This is a genomic window from Brevundimonas vesicularis (assembly GCF_900445985.1).
Classification (GTDB): Bacteria; Pseudomonadota; Alphaproteobacteria; order Caulobacterales; family Caulobacteraceae; genus Brevundimonas; species Brevundimonas vesicularis_D.
This window is the reverse complement of the sequence record NZ_UAQP01000005.1, coordinates 291,026-305,847: the sequence shown is the minus strand read 5'-3', so window position 1 is coordinate 305,847 and position 14,822 is coordinate 291,026. Positions and strand designations below refer to the sequence as shown.

Below are 14,822 nucleotides of genomic sequence, written 5' to 3'. Positions count from 1 at the left end.
CGCCGTCCGGCGCCCGCTATCGTCCGCTCATGGACAAAATCGCCGCAGATCAGGCCGTGCTTCACTATGGCGACGGCGAGTTCGCCGTCTTGAAGCCCGGCCGCTTCGTGCGCTGCGCCGTCACGGACAAACCGATCCCGCTGGAAGCCCTCCGCTACTGGAGCCCGACGCGCCAGCAGCCCTATTTCGGCCCGGCCGAGTTCATCGCGGCCCAGCAAGGCGATCGATGATCCCGTCGCGCCGCGCCCTGCTGACCGGCGCGGGCGCCAGCCTGATCGCCGCGCCGCTAATGGCTGAAGACCGCAACGCCCTGCCGCTGGCCTTGAACGGCGCCTGGCGTCAGGGCGGCTACGCCTTCGGCCGCACCGCGCCGCGCGCCCTGATCTTCGTCGACGGCGAGGCCCTGACCACCGCCTCGGCCGCCGGCCTCTTCGTGATCGGCTTCGACCGCGACGCCGGTCCGACCACCCAGATCGAAGCCCGGTTCGGCGACCGGTCCGCTCGTCGCACGCTCGACATCGCCCCCTACGCCTTCCCCTCGACCAGCGTGAACGGCTTGCCGCCTTCGACCGTCGAGCCGAGCGACCCCGCCCTCCTGGCCCGCATCCAGCAAGAGATCGCGCTGAAGGCCGAAGGCTTCGCCAGCCGCATCGACACCGACGACTTCAAGGACGGCTTCGTCTGGCCGCTGGAGAACTATCGGATCTCCAGCGCCTGGGGCGCTCAGCGCGTCCTGAACGGCACGCCCGCCCGGCCGCACTATGGCATCGATCTGGCCGCCCCTCAGGGCAGCGTGATCCGCGCCCCCGCCGACGGCCGCATCGCCTTCGTCCGTCCGGACATGCATTTCGAGGGCGGCCTGACCCTGATCGACCACGGTCAGGGCCTGATCAGCTGCCATCTGCACCAGTCGCGGCTAGATGTGGCGCTGGGTCAGCGCGTCCGGCGCGGCGATGCGCTGGGCCGCGTCGGCATGACCGGCCGCGCCACCGGCCCCCACCTGTGCTGGCGCATGAAATGGCGCGATCGCAACCTTGACCCGTCGCTGATGGTCGGCGCGCAAGCTCCGGAAACCCTCGCCTGATCAAGGGCTCCTCTTGCGGGACTACGCATATCCCCTTAGCCTCGCGCCAATCTCTGGCAGGCCCCGATGATCTCACTGAAATCGCTGAACGTCCTGCTTGCGGACGACAATCAGAACATGCGCGCCATCGCATCGGCCGTGCTGCATTCGGCCGACATCCGCAACGTCTATGAGGCGGCCGAGGGCGCGACCGCCTTTGACCTGCTCCGCCGCCACGCGATCGATCTGGCCATCGTCGATTTCAACATGTTCCCGCTGGACGGCGTCGAGTTCACCCGCCTGGTCCGCACCAGCCCCGACAGCCCCAATCCGTTTCTGCCGATCATCATGATGACCGGCCATTCCGAACGCAGCCGCGTCTACGAGGCCCGCGACGCCGGGGTGACCGAGTTCATCGTCAAGCCGATCACCGCCAAAGCCGTGCTGGATCGGCTGAATGCGGTCATCATGCGGCCGCGCCCCTTCATCAAGAGCCGGGATTACGTCGGCCCCTGTCGTCGGCGCCGCGATGCCCCCGACTATGCCGGGCCGTTCCGCCGGTCGTCCGAAATGGGACGGTCCAACGCCGCATAGACCTTGTCCGGCCAACGCTTGTGGACCCAGAACCAGTCCACGGGATGCTCTTTCACCCGGTCCTCGACGAAGCGATTGGCGGCCTGGATGCCCGCCAGCGTATCGGCCGCCTTGTCATCGCTTTGATTGACCACGATCGGCTCGTGCGCCGTCACCCGGAACCGCACGCCCGGCAGGCGCACCACCGACAGCGGCAGCATGACCGTGTCGAACTTCAACGCCAGTCTCGCCGCGCCAGGCGAGGCGTTCACCGGCTGACCGAAGAACTCCACCTCCGGCCCCTGATTGTATTTCTGATCGACCAGCAGGGCGATGGAATCGCCGCGCTTCATCCCCGCCATCAGCTCGCGCGTTCCGTCGCCCTTGGGCGCGAACAGGCGGATGCCGTAACGCTCCCGGCTCTGGCGGATCAGGGCGTCGACGTACGGATTATTGGCGGCGCGATAGGTCACCTGACACGGCACGCCCGCCGCCATGATCACCGCCGCCATCACCTCGAAGTTCGCCAGATGGCCCGAGATCAGCACGGCCGGCTTGCCGCTGTCGCGCAGGGCGTGCAGCCGCTCCATCCCGACCACCTCGACCCGCCCGCCTTCCGGCGTCAGATGATCCATGACCGCCAGCTCGGCGAAGGTCCGGCCCGTCTGGTCCCACTGCGCCAGCGCCAGCGCCTCGCGCTCATCGCTCGGCATGTCGGGAAAGGCGATGCGGAGGTTTCGCACCACCGTCTTCTGCGTGCCGGTCAGCGGGCCCAGGGTGCGCAGCAGCCAGCCGCCCAACCCCGACGCCCGCTCGACGCCCAACAGGCGCAGAAAGCCGAACAGCGCCTGAAAGCCGAAGGCCTCCAGGCGCCATGCGAAATCCTGTCGCCAATCGCTACTCTTACCAGGCAATCGTCAATCCACCGTCCACCACGAGGGTCTGGCCGGTCACATAGGCCGACGCAGGGCTGCACAGATAGACCGCCGTGCCCGCGATTTCATCGGGCTGGCCGATCCTTTTCAGCGGCGCCGGTTCGGTGACCTGTTTCAGCAGCTCTGGGTTCTCCCACAGATATTTGGCGAAATCGGTCTGAACCAGCCCAGGCGCGATGCAGTTGACGCGCACGTTCGACGGCCCCCACTCCACCGCCAGATTGCGCACCAGCTGCATGTCCGCCGCCTTGGAGATATTGTAGGCGCCGATCAGGGCGTTGCCGCGAAGCCCGCCGATGGACGAGATCACCAGGATCGACCCGTCCTTGCGCTCCACCATCTGCGGCGCGACCATCTGGATCAGCCAGTGGTTCGAGATGACGTTATTCTGCAGGATCTTTTCGAACTGGTCGTCGGCGATGCCCGCCATCGGCCCGGCGTAGGGATTGGTCGCGGCGTTGCAGACCAGGATGTCGATCTGGCCGAAGGCGGCGTTGGTCTCATCGACCAGCCGCTGCAGGTCTTCCTTGGAGGCGATGTTGGCCGGCACCGCGATGGCGCGACCCTCGCCGTACCTGCCGTTGATCTCGGCGGCGACTTCGTCGCACGGCCCGGCCTTGCGCGACGAGATGACGACCTTGGCGCCGTGTTCGGCCAGCCGTTCGGCGATGGCCTTGCCGATTCCCCGCGACGAGCCGGTGATGATTGCGACCTTGCCGGTCAGATCGAACAGTTCCATTGCGTTTCCCGTAGGTTTGGCGGGGATATTTGCAGCCCCGCTCTAGCCGAATGACATTGATAGCCTGATACTCAGGCGATTCCATCCGGGAGTGGCCGACCGCCAGCCGATGCGCAACGTAACAACGGGCTTTCTCTACTTCGCCTATCTGTTCCTCGGCATGACCGTGGGCGCCTTCCTGTGGCGCGCGGGCCTGGGGATCGGCGCAGGCGTGGCCGGAACGCTCGGCGCACTGGGCCTGTTGGGCGCCTTCCACGGCATCGTCACCGGCATCGCCGAGCGCCGCGTCCTGAAGAAGGAAATCGGCCAGGTCCGCGAGGCCCACCGCCTGCTCGCCGATGCGATGGAATCGACCCAGGGCGCCTTGACCGAACTGGCGCACGCCATCGAGACCGGCGTCCTGTCCGACACCGACGCCCTGACCGGCGAGGTTCGGATGCTGGAATCCCTGGTCCAGCAGATGAGCGAAAGCATCGACGAGCGCCTGGCCGCCGCGCCCCATATCGGCGTCGAGACCTTCGAGGGTCGTCGTATGGCGCAGTCGAACGTCCTGCTGCGCACCATTCACGAGGCGCTCAGCGAAGGGCGCGTCGATCTGTATCTGCAGCCGGTCGTGTCCTTGCCCCAACGCCGGACCATCTTCTACGAGAGCTTCACCCGGCTGCGCGACGCCACCGACCGCGTCATGATGCCGGCGGAATATCTGTCCCTGGCCGAGGGCGAGGGCCTGGTGCCGGCGATCGACAATCTGCTGCTGTTCCGCTGCGCCCAGATCGTGCGGCGGCTGGCGCGTCAGGACCGCAAGGTCGGCGTCTTCTGCAACGTGGCCCTGACCTCGCTGGGCGACGAGACCTTCTTCCCGCAGTTCCTCGACTTCCTCAGCGAGAACCGCGACCTGAACCAGGCGCTGATCTTCGAACTGGGCCAGGCGACGTTCGACGCCCGCGGCGCCATCGAGGCGCGCAACATGGCCAAGCTGGCCGACCTGGGCTTCCGCTTCTCGCTGGACAAGGTGCAGACGCTGGACCTCGACTTCGCTGACCTGCAACGCTCGGACGTCAAGTTCATCAAGGTCGCAGCCGACCTGATGATCGAACAACTGCTGGACCTGGACGGCGGCGCCCCCTTGCGCTCCATGCCCGACATCCAGGCCGCCGACTTCGCCGCCCTGACCCGCCGCTATGGCGTCGAGGTCATCGCCGAAAAGGTCGAGAACGAACGCCAGGTCGTCGACATTCTCGAACTGGACGTCGGCATGGGCCAGGGCCATCTGTTCGGCGAACCCCGCGCCATCAAGGAACAGGTGCTGGCCGAAACCGACCCCCCGGCCGAGTTCCTGCGCTCCACCCTGCGCAGCGCCGAGCAGCGTCGCCGGTTCAGCTAAAACAGTCCGTCTCCTCCCCACTCCGTGGGGAGGTGGCACGGCGCGCCTTTACGCCGTGACGGAGGGGCTTCTCCCCATCACAGGCGCCGAGCCCGCTTCAAGAACCCCTCCACCGCTTCGCGGTCCCCCTCCCCATTTCATGGGGAGGAGACTTTCGCCTCTGCGTCCTAGCCGCTACCAACGTCCCATGACCCTCCCCCACGCCCTGCCCCACCTCGGCGCCGTCGCCGGCGATTATGACATCCTGCTCTGCGACGTGTGGGGCGTGATCCATAATGGGCGCGAGAGCTGGACGGCGCCGTGCGAGGCGCTGACGCGGTTCAACCGCGAGGGCGGCCATGTGGTGCTGATCTCCAACTCGCCCCGCCCGGCCTCGGACGTGATCGCCCAGCTGGACGGGTTGGGCGTGCCGCGCGAGGCGTGGAAGGCCTTCGTCACCTCCGGCGACGCGACCCGCGCCGAACTGGCCAAGCGTGCCCCCGGCCCGGCCTGGATCGTCGGCCCCGAAAGGGACGCGCCGCTGTATGCGGGCCTTGGCCTCAAGCGCGCCGCGTCGCCGGAAGACGCCGCCTTCATCTCCGTCACCGGCCCGGTGGACGATACGGTCGAGACGCCCGAAGACTATCGCGAGCGGTTCGCCGTCGGCGCGGCGCGGGATATCGAACTGATCTGCGCCAACCCCGACCGCGTCGTGCAGCGCGGCGACCAGCTGATCTATTGCGGCGGATCGCTGGCCGACCTCTATGAATCACAGGGCGGCCGGGTCGTCATGGCGGGCAAGCCCTTCGCTCCGATCTACGATCTGGCGATCAAGGAGGCGGAAGGCCTGCTGGGCCGCCCCGTCGATCGCTCGCGCGTCCTGTGCATCGGCGACGGCGTCGTCACCGACGTGATGGGCGCAAACGCGCAAGGGCTGGACTGCCTGTTCGTCGCCCAGGGCATCCACGGCGACCAGGCCAAGGGCGAAGACGGCGCGCTCGATCCGGCTCGCGCAGGCGCCCTGCTGGAGGCTGAAACCACATATGCGCGGTACGCGACGCTCGAACTGAACTGGTAAGGCTCGCCATTTTGTCGCACCGCCGCTAAAGCCTCATCCATGGTCGAATTGGTTCAGCAGCATCCGTCCGGTGGTTACATCCTGGACGAACTTCACGTCGGCATGGCGGCCGAGAAAATCGTCGTCGCGACGGAGGACCGCATTCGGCTGTTCGCCGAGGCGTCCGACGACTTCAACCCGGTGCATCTGGATGAGGCCTTCGCCTCCAAGACCGCCTATCGCGGCCGGATCGCTCACGGCCTGCTCAGCGCCTCGTTCGGATCGGCTGTGGTCGGCACCATCCTGCCGGGCGCCGGCTCGATCTACATCTCCCAGACCCTGGCCTTCCATCAGCCGGTGCGGATCGACGACGTCGTGCGCATCCTGATCACGGTGATCGAGGTCGAGCCCGAGAGCGCGCGGGTCAAACTCAGCTGCGAAGGCTTCGTCGGCGAGACCATGATCATGGACGGCGTCGCCGTCGTTCGCGTGCCCCGCCGGCGCAAACCGTCCCAGCGTTGATGCAGATTGCGCGTATTTGGCGCGACTGGCGCGAGGTGCCGGACGCGCTGAAGGGCGCGGCGGTCGCCGTCGGCGCCTTCGACGGCGTGCATCGCGGGCATCAGGCCGTCATCGCCGGCGCACGCGAAGCCGCCGAACGGCTGGGCGCGCCGCTGGGCGTCGTCAGCTTCGATCCTCATCCCCGCCGCTGGTTCCAAAAGGACGCCGCGCCCTTTCGCCTGATGACGGCCGACCAGATGGCCGAGGCCTTGGCGCCGCTGGGTGTGGACATCCTGTATCTGCTGCCCTTCGACGCCGAGATGGCCGGCATGACCGACGCCGCCTTCGCCGAACGGGTTCTGGCCGAAGGCCTCGGCATCCGCCACGCCGCCGTCGGGTTCGACTTCACCTTCGGCAAGGGCCGCTCCGGCTCGCCCGAGGGTCTGCGCGCCTATGGCGAGCGGCTGGGCTTCACCGTGTCGGTCGCCGAACGGCTGGATGACGCGGACGGGCTGAAACTGTCGTCCAGCGCCGTTCGCGAGGCCCTGAAAGCCGGCGACATGGCCCGCGCCGCCGCCATCCTGGGCCGCCCCTTCGCTATTCGCGGCGAGGTGATCCACGGCGACAAGCGCGGCCGCACCATCGGCGTGCCGACGGCCAATATCGCGCTCGGCGACTATATGCGCCCCGCCTACGGCGTCTATGCGACCCGCAGCCGATTGCCGGACGGACGGGTGATCGACGGCGTCGCCAGCTTGGGCGTGCGTCCCATGTATGCGCTGGAGACCCCGCTGATGGAGGTCTGGCTGTTCGACTTCAATGGCGACCTGTACGGCCGGACGCTGGACACTGAACTGGTCGCCTGGCTGCGTGGCGAGGAGACCTTCGACGGTCTCGACGCCCTGAAGACCCAGATCGACGCTGATGCGGCGGCGGCGCGGGCCGTCCTCAGCCGCTCATAGAGGCCGAAGCTCCGCCGCGAACCGCTTCCAGTTCTGCACATAATGTTCGGCCGACATCTGCAGCACGGCGATGTGCGCCGGGTCACGTTCCCGCACCACCTTGCCGGGCTGGCCCACCACCAGACTGTTGTCCGGGATGATCTTGCCCTCGGTGATCAGCGCATTGGCGCCGATGATGCAGTTTCGGCCGATCTTCACCCCGTTCAGCACCACCGCCCCGATGCCGATCAGGCTGTAGTCCCCGACCTCGCAGCCATGCAGCATGGCCTTGTGTCCGACAGTCACACCGCGCCCCAGCGTCAGCGGTGACCCCATGTCGGTGTGCAGCACGCTGCCGTCCTGAATGTTGCTGTCAGGCCCCACTGTGATCGGATCGTTGTCCCCGCGCAGCACGGCGCCGAACCAGACGCTGGCGTTGGAATGGAGAATCACATTCCCTATCACCGATGCGCTTGGCGCCACCCAGTATTCGCCCTGCGGCGGAAGCTGCGGTTTGCTGTCGCCCAAAGCGTAAATGGTCATCTGTACACCGCCTAATCTTTGAAAAACGAGGGCTTTAACGGATCGCTAACCACGATAGCATCATTCTGTTGATGCGATTCGCGGGTCGCCATTTCGGCCCCGGATCCGAAACCGGATCAAGCCCGATCCGGTCATCAAGTCGGGGCTTTCGCGTGGCGCGTTGGGATCCTGGTTCGGTTGTTCGGCGGCGGGCGCACCCCGTTGCAGACGGCCCTGCTGTCGATCCGGGCCGCCGCTGTGCAGGCCGCGACCTCTTCCTCCCCAAGACCATCCAAGGCGGCGCCCGTTCGGGTCCGCCTTTTTTCATGCCCTGGAGGCGTCCATGACCAAGCGTGCTGCAACCAAGCGTCAAACGCGTGAACACGGAATCCTGGATTCGCGTGATTTCATGGAGGAGTCGAAAGTTCGTCGGCTTCACGCCCCGCATAACGAGCGATCAGGGTGGTCGCCCTATCCTTCGAACGACGACCGCGACCAAGGCTATCTGAAGACGCTGAAGCCCAAGTCCGAGGGCCAGGGCGAACTGATGGAGGCTATCGACCACCACAATCTGGTCATGGCGCTGGGTCCGGCAGGCACGGGCAAGACCTACCTCGCCGTCGCCAAGGCGGTCGAGGCGCTGGAGGCGGGCAAGGTCGGCCGCATCGTCCTCAGCCGCCCCGCTGTCGAGGCCGGCGAATCCATCGGCTTCCTGCCCGGCGACATGGAAGACAAGCTGGCCCCCTATCTGCGCCCGCTCTACGACGCCCTGTCCGATCGTCTGTCGATGAAGCGGGTCAAGGCGCTGATGGCCGAAGGCCTGATTGAGATCGCCCCGGTCGGCTATATGCGTGGCCGCACGCTGAACAACGCCTTCATCGTCGTGGACGAGGCGCAGAACTGCACCTACGTCCAGCTCAAGATGCTGCTGACCCGCCTGGGTTGGCATTCGACCATGGTGGTGACGGGTGATCCGCAGCAGTCGGACCTGCTGCCCGGCATCTCGGGCCTGTCGGACATCTCGGCTCGACTGGAGGCCGTACCCGACATCGCCGTGGTGCGTCTGGCCGAGCGCGACATCGTCCGTCACCCGCTGGTCGCCTCGATGATCGGCGTCCTCTAGCTCTGATCTTGCAGCCGACGCTGGATGGCGTCGGCTGCAGACCCGTTGCACCGCGAAACCAAAAGCCATTGTCCCCGGGCGCACCGCACCGCTAAAGGTCGGCTCGCGGCTGATGAGGGATTTCGATGCGCGTAGCGATGATTGGGACGGGCTATGTGGGCTTGGTGTCCGGCGCCTGTTTCGCCGACTTCGGCCATGTCGTCACCTGCATCGACAAGGACCCGTCCAAGATCGAGCGGCTGGAGCGGGGCGAAATCCCGATCTATGAGCCGGGGCTGGATGATCTGGTCGCCGCCAATGTGCGCGAGGGCCGACTGTTCTTCACCCTGGACGGCGCCGAGGCCATTCGCCGGGCCGACGCCGTCTTCATCGCCGTGGGCACGCCGACGCGCCGGGGCGACGGCCATGCCGACCTGTCTTACGTCCACGCCGCCGCCGAGGAGATCGCCGGCCTGATCGAAGGCTTCACGGTCGTCGTCACCAAGTCGACCGTCCCTGTCGGCACGGGCGACGAGGTCGAGACCATCATCCGCAAGACCAATCCGAAGGCCGACTTCGCCGTCGTCTCTAACCCCGAGTTCCTGCGTGAGGGCGCCGCCATCGGCGACTTCAAACGTCCCGACCGCGTGGTCATCGGCATCGACGACATGACCGGCGACGCTGGCGGCCGCGCGCAGAAGGTCATGAGCGAACTTTATCGCCCGCTGAACCTGAACGAGAGCCCGCTGCTGTTCGTGGGCCGTCGCACGTCCGAGCTGATCAAATACGCCGCCAACGCCTTCCTGGCGATGAAGATCACCTTCATCAACGAGATGGCCGACCTGTGCGAAGCCGTCGGCGCCGACGTCCAGCAGGTCGCGCGCGGCATCGGCCTGGACAAGCGTATCGGCTCGAAATTCCTGCACGCCGGACCCGGCTATGGCGGCTCGTGCTTCCCCAAGGACACAATCGCCCTGGTCCGCACCGCCCAGCAGTATGGCGCGCCGACAAGGCTGATCGAGGCCACGGTCGAGGTCAACGACGCCCGCAAGAAGGCCATGGCCGACCGCGTCGCCGCAACCTTGGGCACCAGCGTCCAGGGCAAGACCGTCGCCCTCCTGGGCCTGACATTCAAGCCGAACACTGACGACATGCGCGATGCGCCGTCGCTGGATATCGCGCCTGCTCTGATCGCCGCCGGCGCGACCGTTCAGGCCTTCGATCCCGAAGGCATGCACGAGGCCGCCAAGCTGTTGCCCGACATCCAGATGAAGGACAGCGCCTATGACGCCGTCGTCGGCGCCGACGCCGTCGTCCTCGTCACCGAATGGGACCAGTTCCGCGCCCTGGATCTGGACCGCATCAAGCTGCTGATGAATCAGCCGGTCCTGGTCGATCTGCGCAACATCTATCGGCCCGAGGACATGAAGCATCGCGGCTTCCGCTATATGGGCATCGGGCGCGGCTGATGGGCGCGCCGATCCTCGTCACGGGCGCGGCCGGCTTCATCGGCATGCACGTCGCCGAGCGTCTGCTGGACCGTGGCGAGCAGGTAATCGGCGTCGATGTCTTCAACGACTACTACGATCCGCGCCTGAAGGCCGCCCGCGCCGCCCGGCTGGAAGGGCTAGACGGCTTCAAGATGGTCCGCGCCGACATCGCCGACCACGCGCAGATGCGCGCCCTCGTTTCAGACGCCGGGGTCAAGCGGATCGTCCACCTCGCGGCCCAGGCCGGGGTGCGCTATTCGCTTGAGAACCCCTTCGCCTATGAGCGGTCCAACCTGGCCGGCCATCTGTCGATGCTGGAGGCCGCGCGACACAACGGCGTGACCCACTTGGTCTATGCCTCGTCCAGTTCGGTCTATGGCGATCGGCCGCTGGAAGGTTCAGGCTTCCGAGAGGACGATCCGACGGTCAATCCCGTCTCGCTCTACGCCGCCACCAAACGCTCTTGCGAACTGATGAGCCAGAGCTACGCCAAGCTCTACGGCTTTCCGCAGTCGGGCCTGCGGTTCTTCACCGTCTATGGCCCCTGGGGCCGGCCCGACATGGCCTATTTCAGCTTCACCCAGAAGATCGTGCGCGGCGAGCCGATCGAGGTCTATGGCGAAGGCAAGATGGCGCGCGACTTCACCTATATCGACGACATCGTCGACGGCGTGATCGCCGTTCTGGACCGTCCCCCCGCGCGGGGCGTCCATGAGATCTACAACATCGGCGACAGCCAGCCCGTCGGCCTGATGGAGATGATCTCCACGCTGGAAACCGCGTTGGGCGTCAGCGCGAACAAGATCATGCGGCCGATGCAGCCCGGCGACGTCACCGCCACCTATGCCGACATTTCAAAGTTGAACGCCCTGTGCGGTTACCAGCCAAAGGCCCCGCTGAAGATCGGACTGGAAAAGTTCGTCGCCTGGTGGCGTCAATACGAGAACGGTTGACGCAAGAAGGCTGGGGGGCCGATGCGACGCGAAATCCTGCCGGCCGGCGCCGCCCTGATGCTGTTCGGCGCAACCGACGCCACGGCCCAGGCTTTGCGCTCGGCTCAGGACGCGCAAATCGACCTCTTCTGCGCAACCGCGCGGTGGCCGTGCGTGACCGGTCGCAACCCGCCTACGACGCGCTCGGTATCCGGGCGGGGGGTTTCACGGCCTTTCCCCGGCTTCGGTCGGGCGTCATCCATGACGACAACATCTTCGCGGCCGAGGACAACCGTCAGCCTGCAACGACCTTGCGCCTGACGCCTGAGGTCGTCGTCCGATCCAACTGGTCGCGCCATGCGCTTGAAACCCGCGCCCGCGCCGAGATCGATCGCAATCTGGACTTCGACAGCGAGAACACGACCGACTGGAGCCTAGGCGGCGCGGGCCGTCTCGACGTTGCCCGAGGCTTCAACATCACCTTGGCGGCCGACTACGCCCACGATCACGAAGCCCGCACGGCCGCCGGCGCCGATCCCGCCGCTCGCCGCCCGATCGCCTTCGATCTGGCCTCCGCATCGCTGGCGGCGACGCGCACACGGGCCCGATTGCGCCTGTCAGCCAAGGCCGCCGTCCTTCGCTTCGACTACCGCGATGGACTGAGCGACGCCGGCGCAGTCATCGAACAGGACGACCGGGATCGCACCGTCGCCCGCCTGACCGGCCGCGCCGACTACGCCCTCTCTCCCGCGACTGCCCTGTTCGTCCAAGTCGCCCGCGATGACCGCGACTATCGAAACGTGGCAGGGTCGCCGGAACGATCTTCTTCCGGCCACGAAGCCTTGGCTGGCGTGGACTTTGAGCTCGGTGCCCTGATCCGGGGCGAGGTCGCCGCCGGATACATACGCCAGGACTTCCAAGACGCAGCCTACGGCGATCTCGACGGCTTCGGCGGTCGTGCGCGCCTGTCGTGGTTTCCGACGCAACTGACCACTTTGACCGCCACCGCCGGGCGCAGCGTCGAGGACACCGGCGTGATCGACTCGGCCGGCGCCCTGCGCACCGACCTGTCGATCGGCGCGGACCACGAACTACTGCGCAACCTGATCCTGACGGCGGAAACGGCGTGGAGTAAGGACGACTACAACGGCCTTGACCGCACGGACACGCGCTTTACCGCCGGCTTCAGCGCCGTCTATCGCCTCAACCGTCGCTACGGTCTGACCGCCGGCGTGACCTTCCTCGATCAATCCTCGTCCGGCGCGGTTGCAGGACCGAGCTATCACTCGACGCGCCTGTCCGTCGCGGTCGTCTCGCAGTTCTGAACACACCGCCAAAGCGCGAAGATTGACAACCTGAAGGCATCATCGCACCACTAGCGGGACGATCACCGTTCGATGGCGCGATGACCCACCACGACACCGCGATCGGCGGTCCCGGCCAGCCGGCGGACGACGCCATCGACCTGCACGCCCTGATCGCCGCCTTCCGCCGTCGTCTCGGTCTGTTCACCGCTGTCGCAGCCGTCGTCTGCCTGATCGTGCTGGCGCTGATGCTGGGCCAGCCGCCGGTCTACACCGCGACCGCCAGCCTCCAGATCAACACCCGCAAGGAACAGGTCGTCGCGGGACAGGCCGTGCTGTCGGCGCTCGACGCCGAGGCGGCCATCGTCGACACCGAGGTCGAGGTTCTGAAGTCACCCCAGCTTGCCGCCCAAGTCGTGCAGACGCTGGATCTGATCCGCGATCCCGAGTTCAACGCCCGCCTGCGATCTTCGTCCCTTACCCTGCGCCTGCCGCGCGCCACGCCTGCGCCGACCGATGGCCAGATCGAGCGTCAACAGGTGATCGACGCCGTCCGGCGACGCCTGACTGTGCGCCGCGTCGGCCTGACCTATTCGATGGCGGTCAGCGTCACCTCCGAAAGTCCGATCAAGGCGGCCCGCATCGCCAACGCCTTCGCCGACGCCTATCTCCAGTCTCAACTGACCGCCAAATTCGACGCTAACGCCCAGGCCAACACCTTCCTGGGCGCCCGGCTGGAAGATCTGCGCCGCCAGGTCGAGGCCGCCGACGCCGCCGTCTCGGCCTACCGGATCGAAAACGGCCTGCTCAGCGCCCAGGGCGCGACCCTGACGGAGCAGGAAATCTCGGCCTACAACCAGCAACTCGCCCTGGCTCGCGCGCAGCAGGCCGAACAGGACGCCCGCCTGCGCACCGCCCGCGCCCAGATGGCGGCCGGCTCCAACGGCGACGATGTGGGCGAGGCCCTGTCCTCTCCCGTCGTCCAGAACCTTCGCGGCCAGCGCGCGGCGATCAGCACCCGTGTCGCGGACCTCTCCGTCCGTTATGGCCCGCTGCACCCCGACATGATCCGGGGACGTCAGGAGCTGTCCGACATCGACGCGCAGATCCAAGCCGAGATCCGCCGTGTCGTCTCGAACCTGGACGCTCAGGCCCAGGTCGCCCGCCAGCGCGCCGCCTGGGTCCAGTCCAGCCTGGACGCCGCGCGCGGCGCCCTGGCCGACAACAACGCCGCCTCGGTGCGCCTGCGCGAACTGGAAGGCGAGGCCGAGGCCGCCCGCGCCATCTACCGCGCCTTCCTGGATCGCTATCGCGAGACCAGCGCCCAGACCGGCGTCGAGCAGGCGGACGCCCGCATCGTCTCGCGCGCCGCGCCCCCGACCGCGCAAAGCGCGCCGAACCTGATGATCGGCCTCGCGCTCGGCCTGATGCTGGGCACGGCGGCGGGAACCGGCGCCGTCATCATCGCCAACGCCATGCAGACCGGGCTTAGCGGCCCCGATGACATCGAGCGCAGGCTGGGCGTCGGCGCCGTCGGCGCCGTTCCCCTCGCCTCATCCGTGGCGACGGCGGAGGATCAGACGCTGCACCCGATCGACCTCGTCGTCCAACGCCCGCTGTCAATCTTCGCCGAGGCCTTTCGGGCTCTACGAACCTCGATCACCCCCATCGTCAGCGTCGTGGGCGAACCGTCCGCGCGCATCGTCGCCGTCACCTCCGCCCTGCCCGGCGAAGGCAAGACCACCACAGCCGTCTGTCTGGCCCGCGTCGCCGCACGCTCGGGCGGACGCGTGCTGTTGATCGACGGCGACCCGCGTCGGCGCGGCGTGACGCGAATGCTGGGCCTGAACCCCGACAAGGGTCTGGCCGAGGTGCTGCATGGCGCAGCGGCCTGGCGAAACGTCCTGGTGCTGGACCCGGCCTCCGGAGCGCAGGTTCTGCCGCTATCAGGATCAGGCCTGTCGGCCGACGACCTGTTCGGCGCCCCGCCGATGACTGCCCTGCTCGACGACCTGCGTCAGGCCTTCGACCTGATCGTCATCGACACCGCGCCCGTCCTGGTCCTCGCCGACGCCCGCATCCTGTCAGCCAAGGCCGACACCGTCATCCTGCTCGCCCGCTGGCGAAAAACCCCAGCGCGCGCCGTCGCCGCCGCGATCCGCATCCTCAGCCAATCCAGCGTTCGCCTTTCCGGCGTCACCCTCAGCCAGGTCGACGTCCGGGCGGAGGCCGGCCGGAACTACGGCCACCACGACTACGACTATCGGGCCTATCGCAAATACTACGCCGCCTGATGCGGA

At 67.2% G+C, this 14,822-nt stretch carries 15 protein-coding genes; 12 read left to right on the top strand and 3 right to left on the bottom strand.

Annotated elements, in window-relative coordinates:
* Positions 1 to 29: 29 nt before the first annotated feature.
* The 3 genes from DT343_RS01610 to DT343_RS01600 all read left to right on the top strand — a co-directional run bounded on the left by DT343_RS01610 (position 30) and on the right by DT343_RS01600 (position 1,657).
* Positions 30 to 230, top strand: a complete 201-nt coding sequence (locus tag DT343_RS01610) for a DUF2093 domain-containing protein (RefSeq protein WP_112862533.1) — start codon at positions 30 to 32, stop codon at positions 228 to 230.
* On the top strand, positions 227 to 1,084 hold the full coding sequence (locus tag DT343_RS01605; protein ID WP_112861501.1) for a M23 family metallopeptidase: 858 nt from the start codon (positions 227 to 229) through the stop codon (positions 1,082 to 1,084). The genes DT343_RS01610 and DT343_RS01605 overlap by 4 nt, the downstream gene beginning before the upstream one ends.
* Before the next feature lie 66 nt (positions 1,085 to 1,150).
* Positions 1,151 to 1,657: a response regulator gene (locus tag DT343_RS01600; protein WP_112861500.1), complete on the top strand. Its 507-nt coding sequence runs from the start codon at positions 1,151 to 1,153 to the stop codon at positions 1,655 to 1,657.
* Here the strand turns inward: DT343_RS01600 and DT343_RS01595 are convergent.
* Both DT343_RS01595 and DT343_RS01590 read right to left on the bottom strand, forming a co-directional pair.
* Complete coding sequence (locus tag DT343_RS01595) at positions 1,603 to 2,550, bottom strand: lysophospholipid acyltransferase family protein (protein WP_112861499.1); 948 nt, start codon at positions 2,548 to 2,550, stop codon at positions 1,603 to 1,605. The genes DT343_RS01600 and DT343_RS01595 overlap by 55 nt on opposite strands.
* Positions 2,540 to 3,310, bottom strand: a complete 771-nt coding sequence (locus DT343_RS01590) for an SDR family NAD(P)-dependent oxidoreductase (RefSeq protein WP_112861498.1) — start codon at positions 3,308 to 3,310, stop codon at positions 2,540 to 2,542. Before DT343_RS01590 ends, DT343_RS01595 begins: the two co-directional genes overlap by 11 nt.
* Positions 3,311 to 3,419: 109 nt before the next feature.
* Here DT343_RS01590 and tipF point away from each other — a divergent pair, with 109 nt between their 5' ends.
* The 4 genes from tipF (at position 3,420) to DT343_RS01570 (ending at position 7,193) form a co-directional block, all read left to right on the top strand.
* Positions 3,420 to 4,694: a flagella assembly cyclic-di-GMP phosphodiesterase TipF gene (gene tipF, locus DT343_RS01585; RefSeq protein WP_055754202.1), complete on the top strand. Its 1,275-nt coding sequence runs from the start codon at positions 3,420 to 3,422 to the stop codon at positions 4,692 to 4,694.
* A 187-nt stretch (positions 4,695 to 4,881) separates the two neighbouring features.
* Positions 4,882 to 5,751 (top strand): TIGR01459 family HAD-type hydrolase, encoded by an 870-nt coding sequence (locus DT343_RS01580; protein WP_112861497.1) that lies wholly within the window; start codon positions 4,882 to 4,884, stop codon positions 5,749 to 5,751.
* Between the two features lie 39 nt (positions 5,752 to 5,790).
* Positions 5,791 to 6,252, top strand: a complete 462-nt coding sequence (locus DT343_RS01575; RefSeq protein ID WP_017506733.1) for a MaoC family dehydratase — start codon at positions 5,791 to 5,793, stop codon at positions 6,250 to 6,252.
* Entirely contained in the window at positions 6,252 to 7,193 is a 942-nt protein-coding gene (locus tag DT343_RS01570) for a bifunctional riboflavin kinase/FAD synthetase (RefSeq protein ID WP_112861496.1), read from the top strand. Before DT343_RS01575 ends, DT343_RS01570 begins: the two co-directional genes overlap by 1 nt.
* Here the strand turns inward: DT343_RS01570 and DT343_RS01565 are convergent.
* Entirely contained in the window at positions 7,188 to 7,715 is a 528-nt protein-coding gene (locus DT343_RS01565) for a gamma carbonic anhydrase family protein (RefSeq protein WP_112861495.1), read from the bottom strand. The two genes, DT343_RS01570 and DT343_RS01565, sit on opposite strands and share 6 nt — an antisense overlap.
* A gap of 310 nt (positions 7,716 to 8,025) precedes the next feature.
* Here DT343_RS01565 and DT343_RS01560 point away from each other — a divergent pair, with 310 nt between their 5' ends.
* The 5 genes from DT343_RS01560 to DT343_RS01540 all read left to right on the top strand — a co-directional run bounded on the left by DT343_RS01560 (position 8,026) and on the right by DT343_RS01540 (position 14,816).
* Complete coding sequence (locus DT343_RS01560) at positions 8,026 to 8,817, top strand: PhoH family protein (RefSeq protein ID WP_091752533.1); 792 nt, start codon at positions 8,026 to 8,028, stop codon at positions 8,815 to 8,817.
* A 125-nt stretch (positions 8,818 to 8,942) separates the two neighbouring features.
* A complete protein-coding gene (locus tag DT343_RS01555) occupies positions 8,943 to 10,265 on the top strand; it encodes a UDP-glucose dehydrogenase family protein (protein ID WP_112861494.1) in 1,323 nt (440 codons plus the stop codon).
* A complete protein-coding gene (locus tag DT343_RS01550; protein WP_112862532.1) occupies positions 10,262 to 11,239 on the top strand; it encodes an SDR family NAD(P)-dependent oxidoreductase in 978 nt (325 codons plus the stop codon). The genes DT343_RS01555 and DT343_RS01550 overlap by 4 nt, the downstream gene beginning before the upstream one ends.
* A gap of 149 nt (positions 11,240 to 11,388) precedes the next feature.
* A complete protein-coding gene (locus DT343_RS01545) occupies positions 11,389 to 12,543 on the top strand; it encodes an outer membrane beta-barrel protein (protein ID WP_181669099.1) in 1,155 nt (384 codons plus the stop codon).
* A gap of 80 nt (positions 12,544 to 12,623) precedes the next feature.
* Positions 12,624 to 14,816, top strand: a complete 2,193-nt coding sequence (locus tag DT343_RS01540) for a GumC family protein (protein ID WP_112861492.1) — start codon at positions 12,624 to 12,626, stop codon at positions 14,814 to 14,816.
* The last annotated feature ends 6 nt before the right edge of the window (positions 14,817 to 14,822 follow it).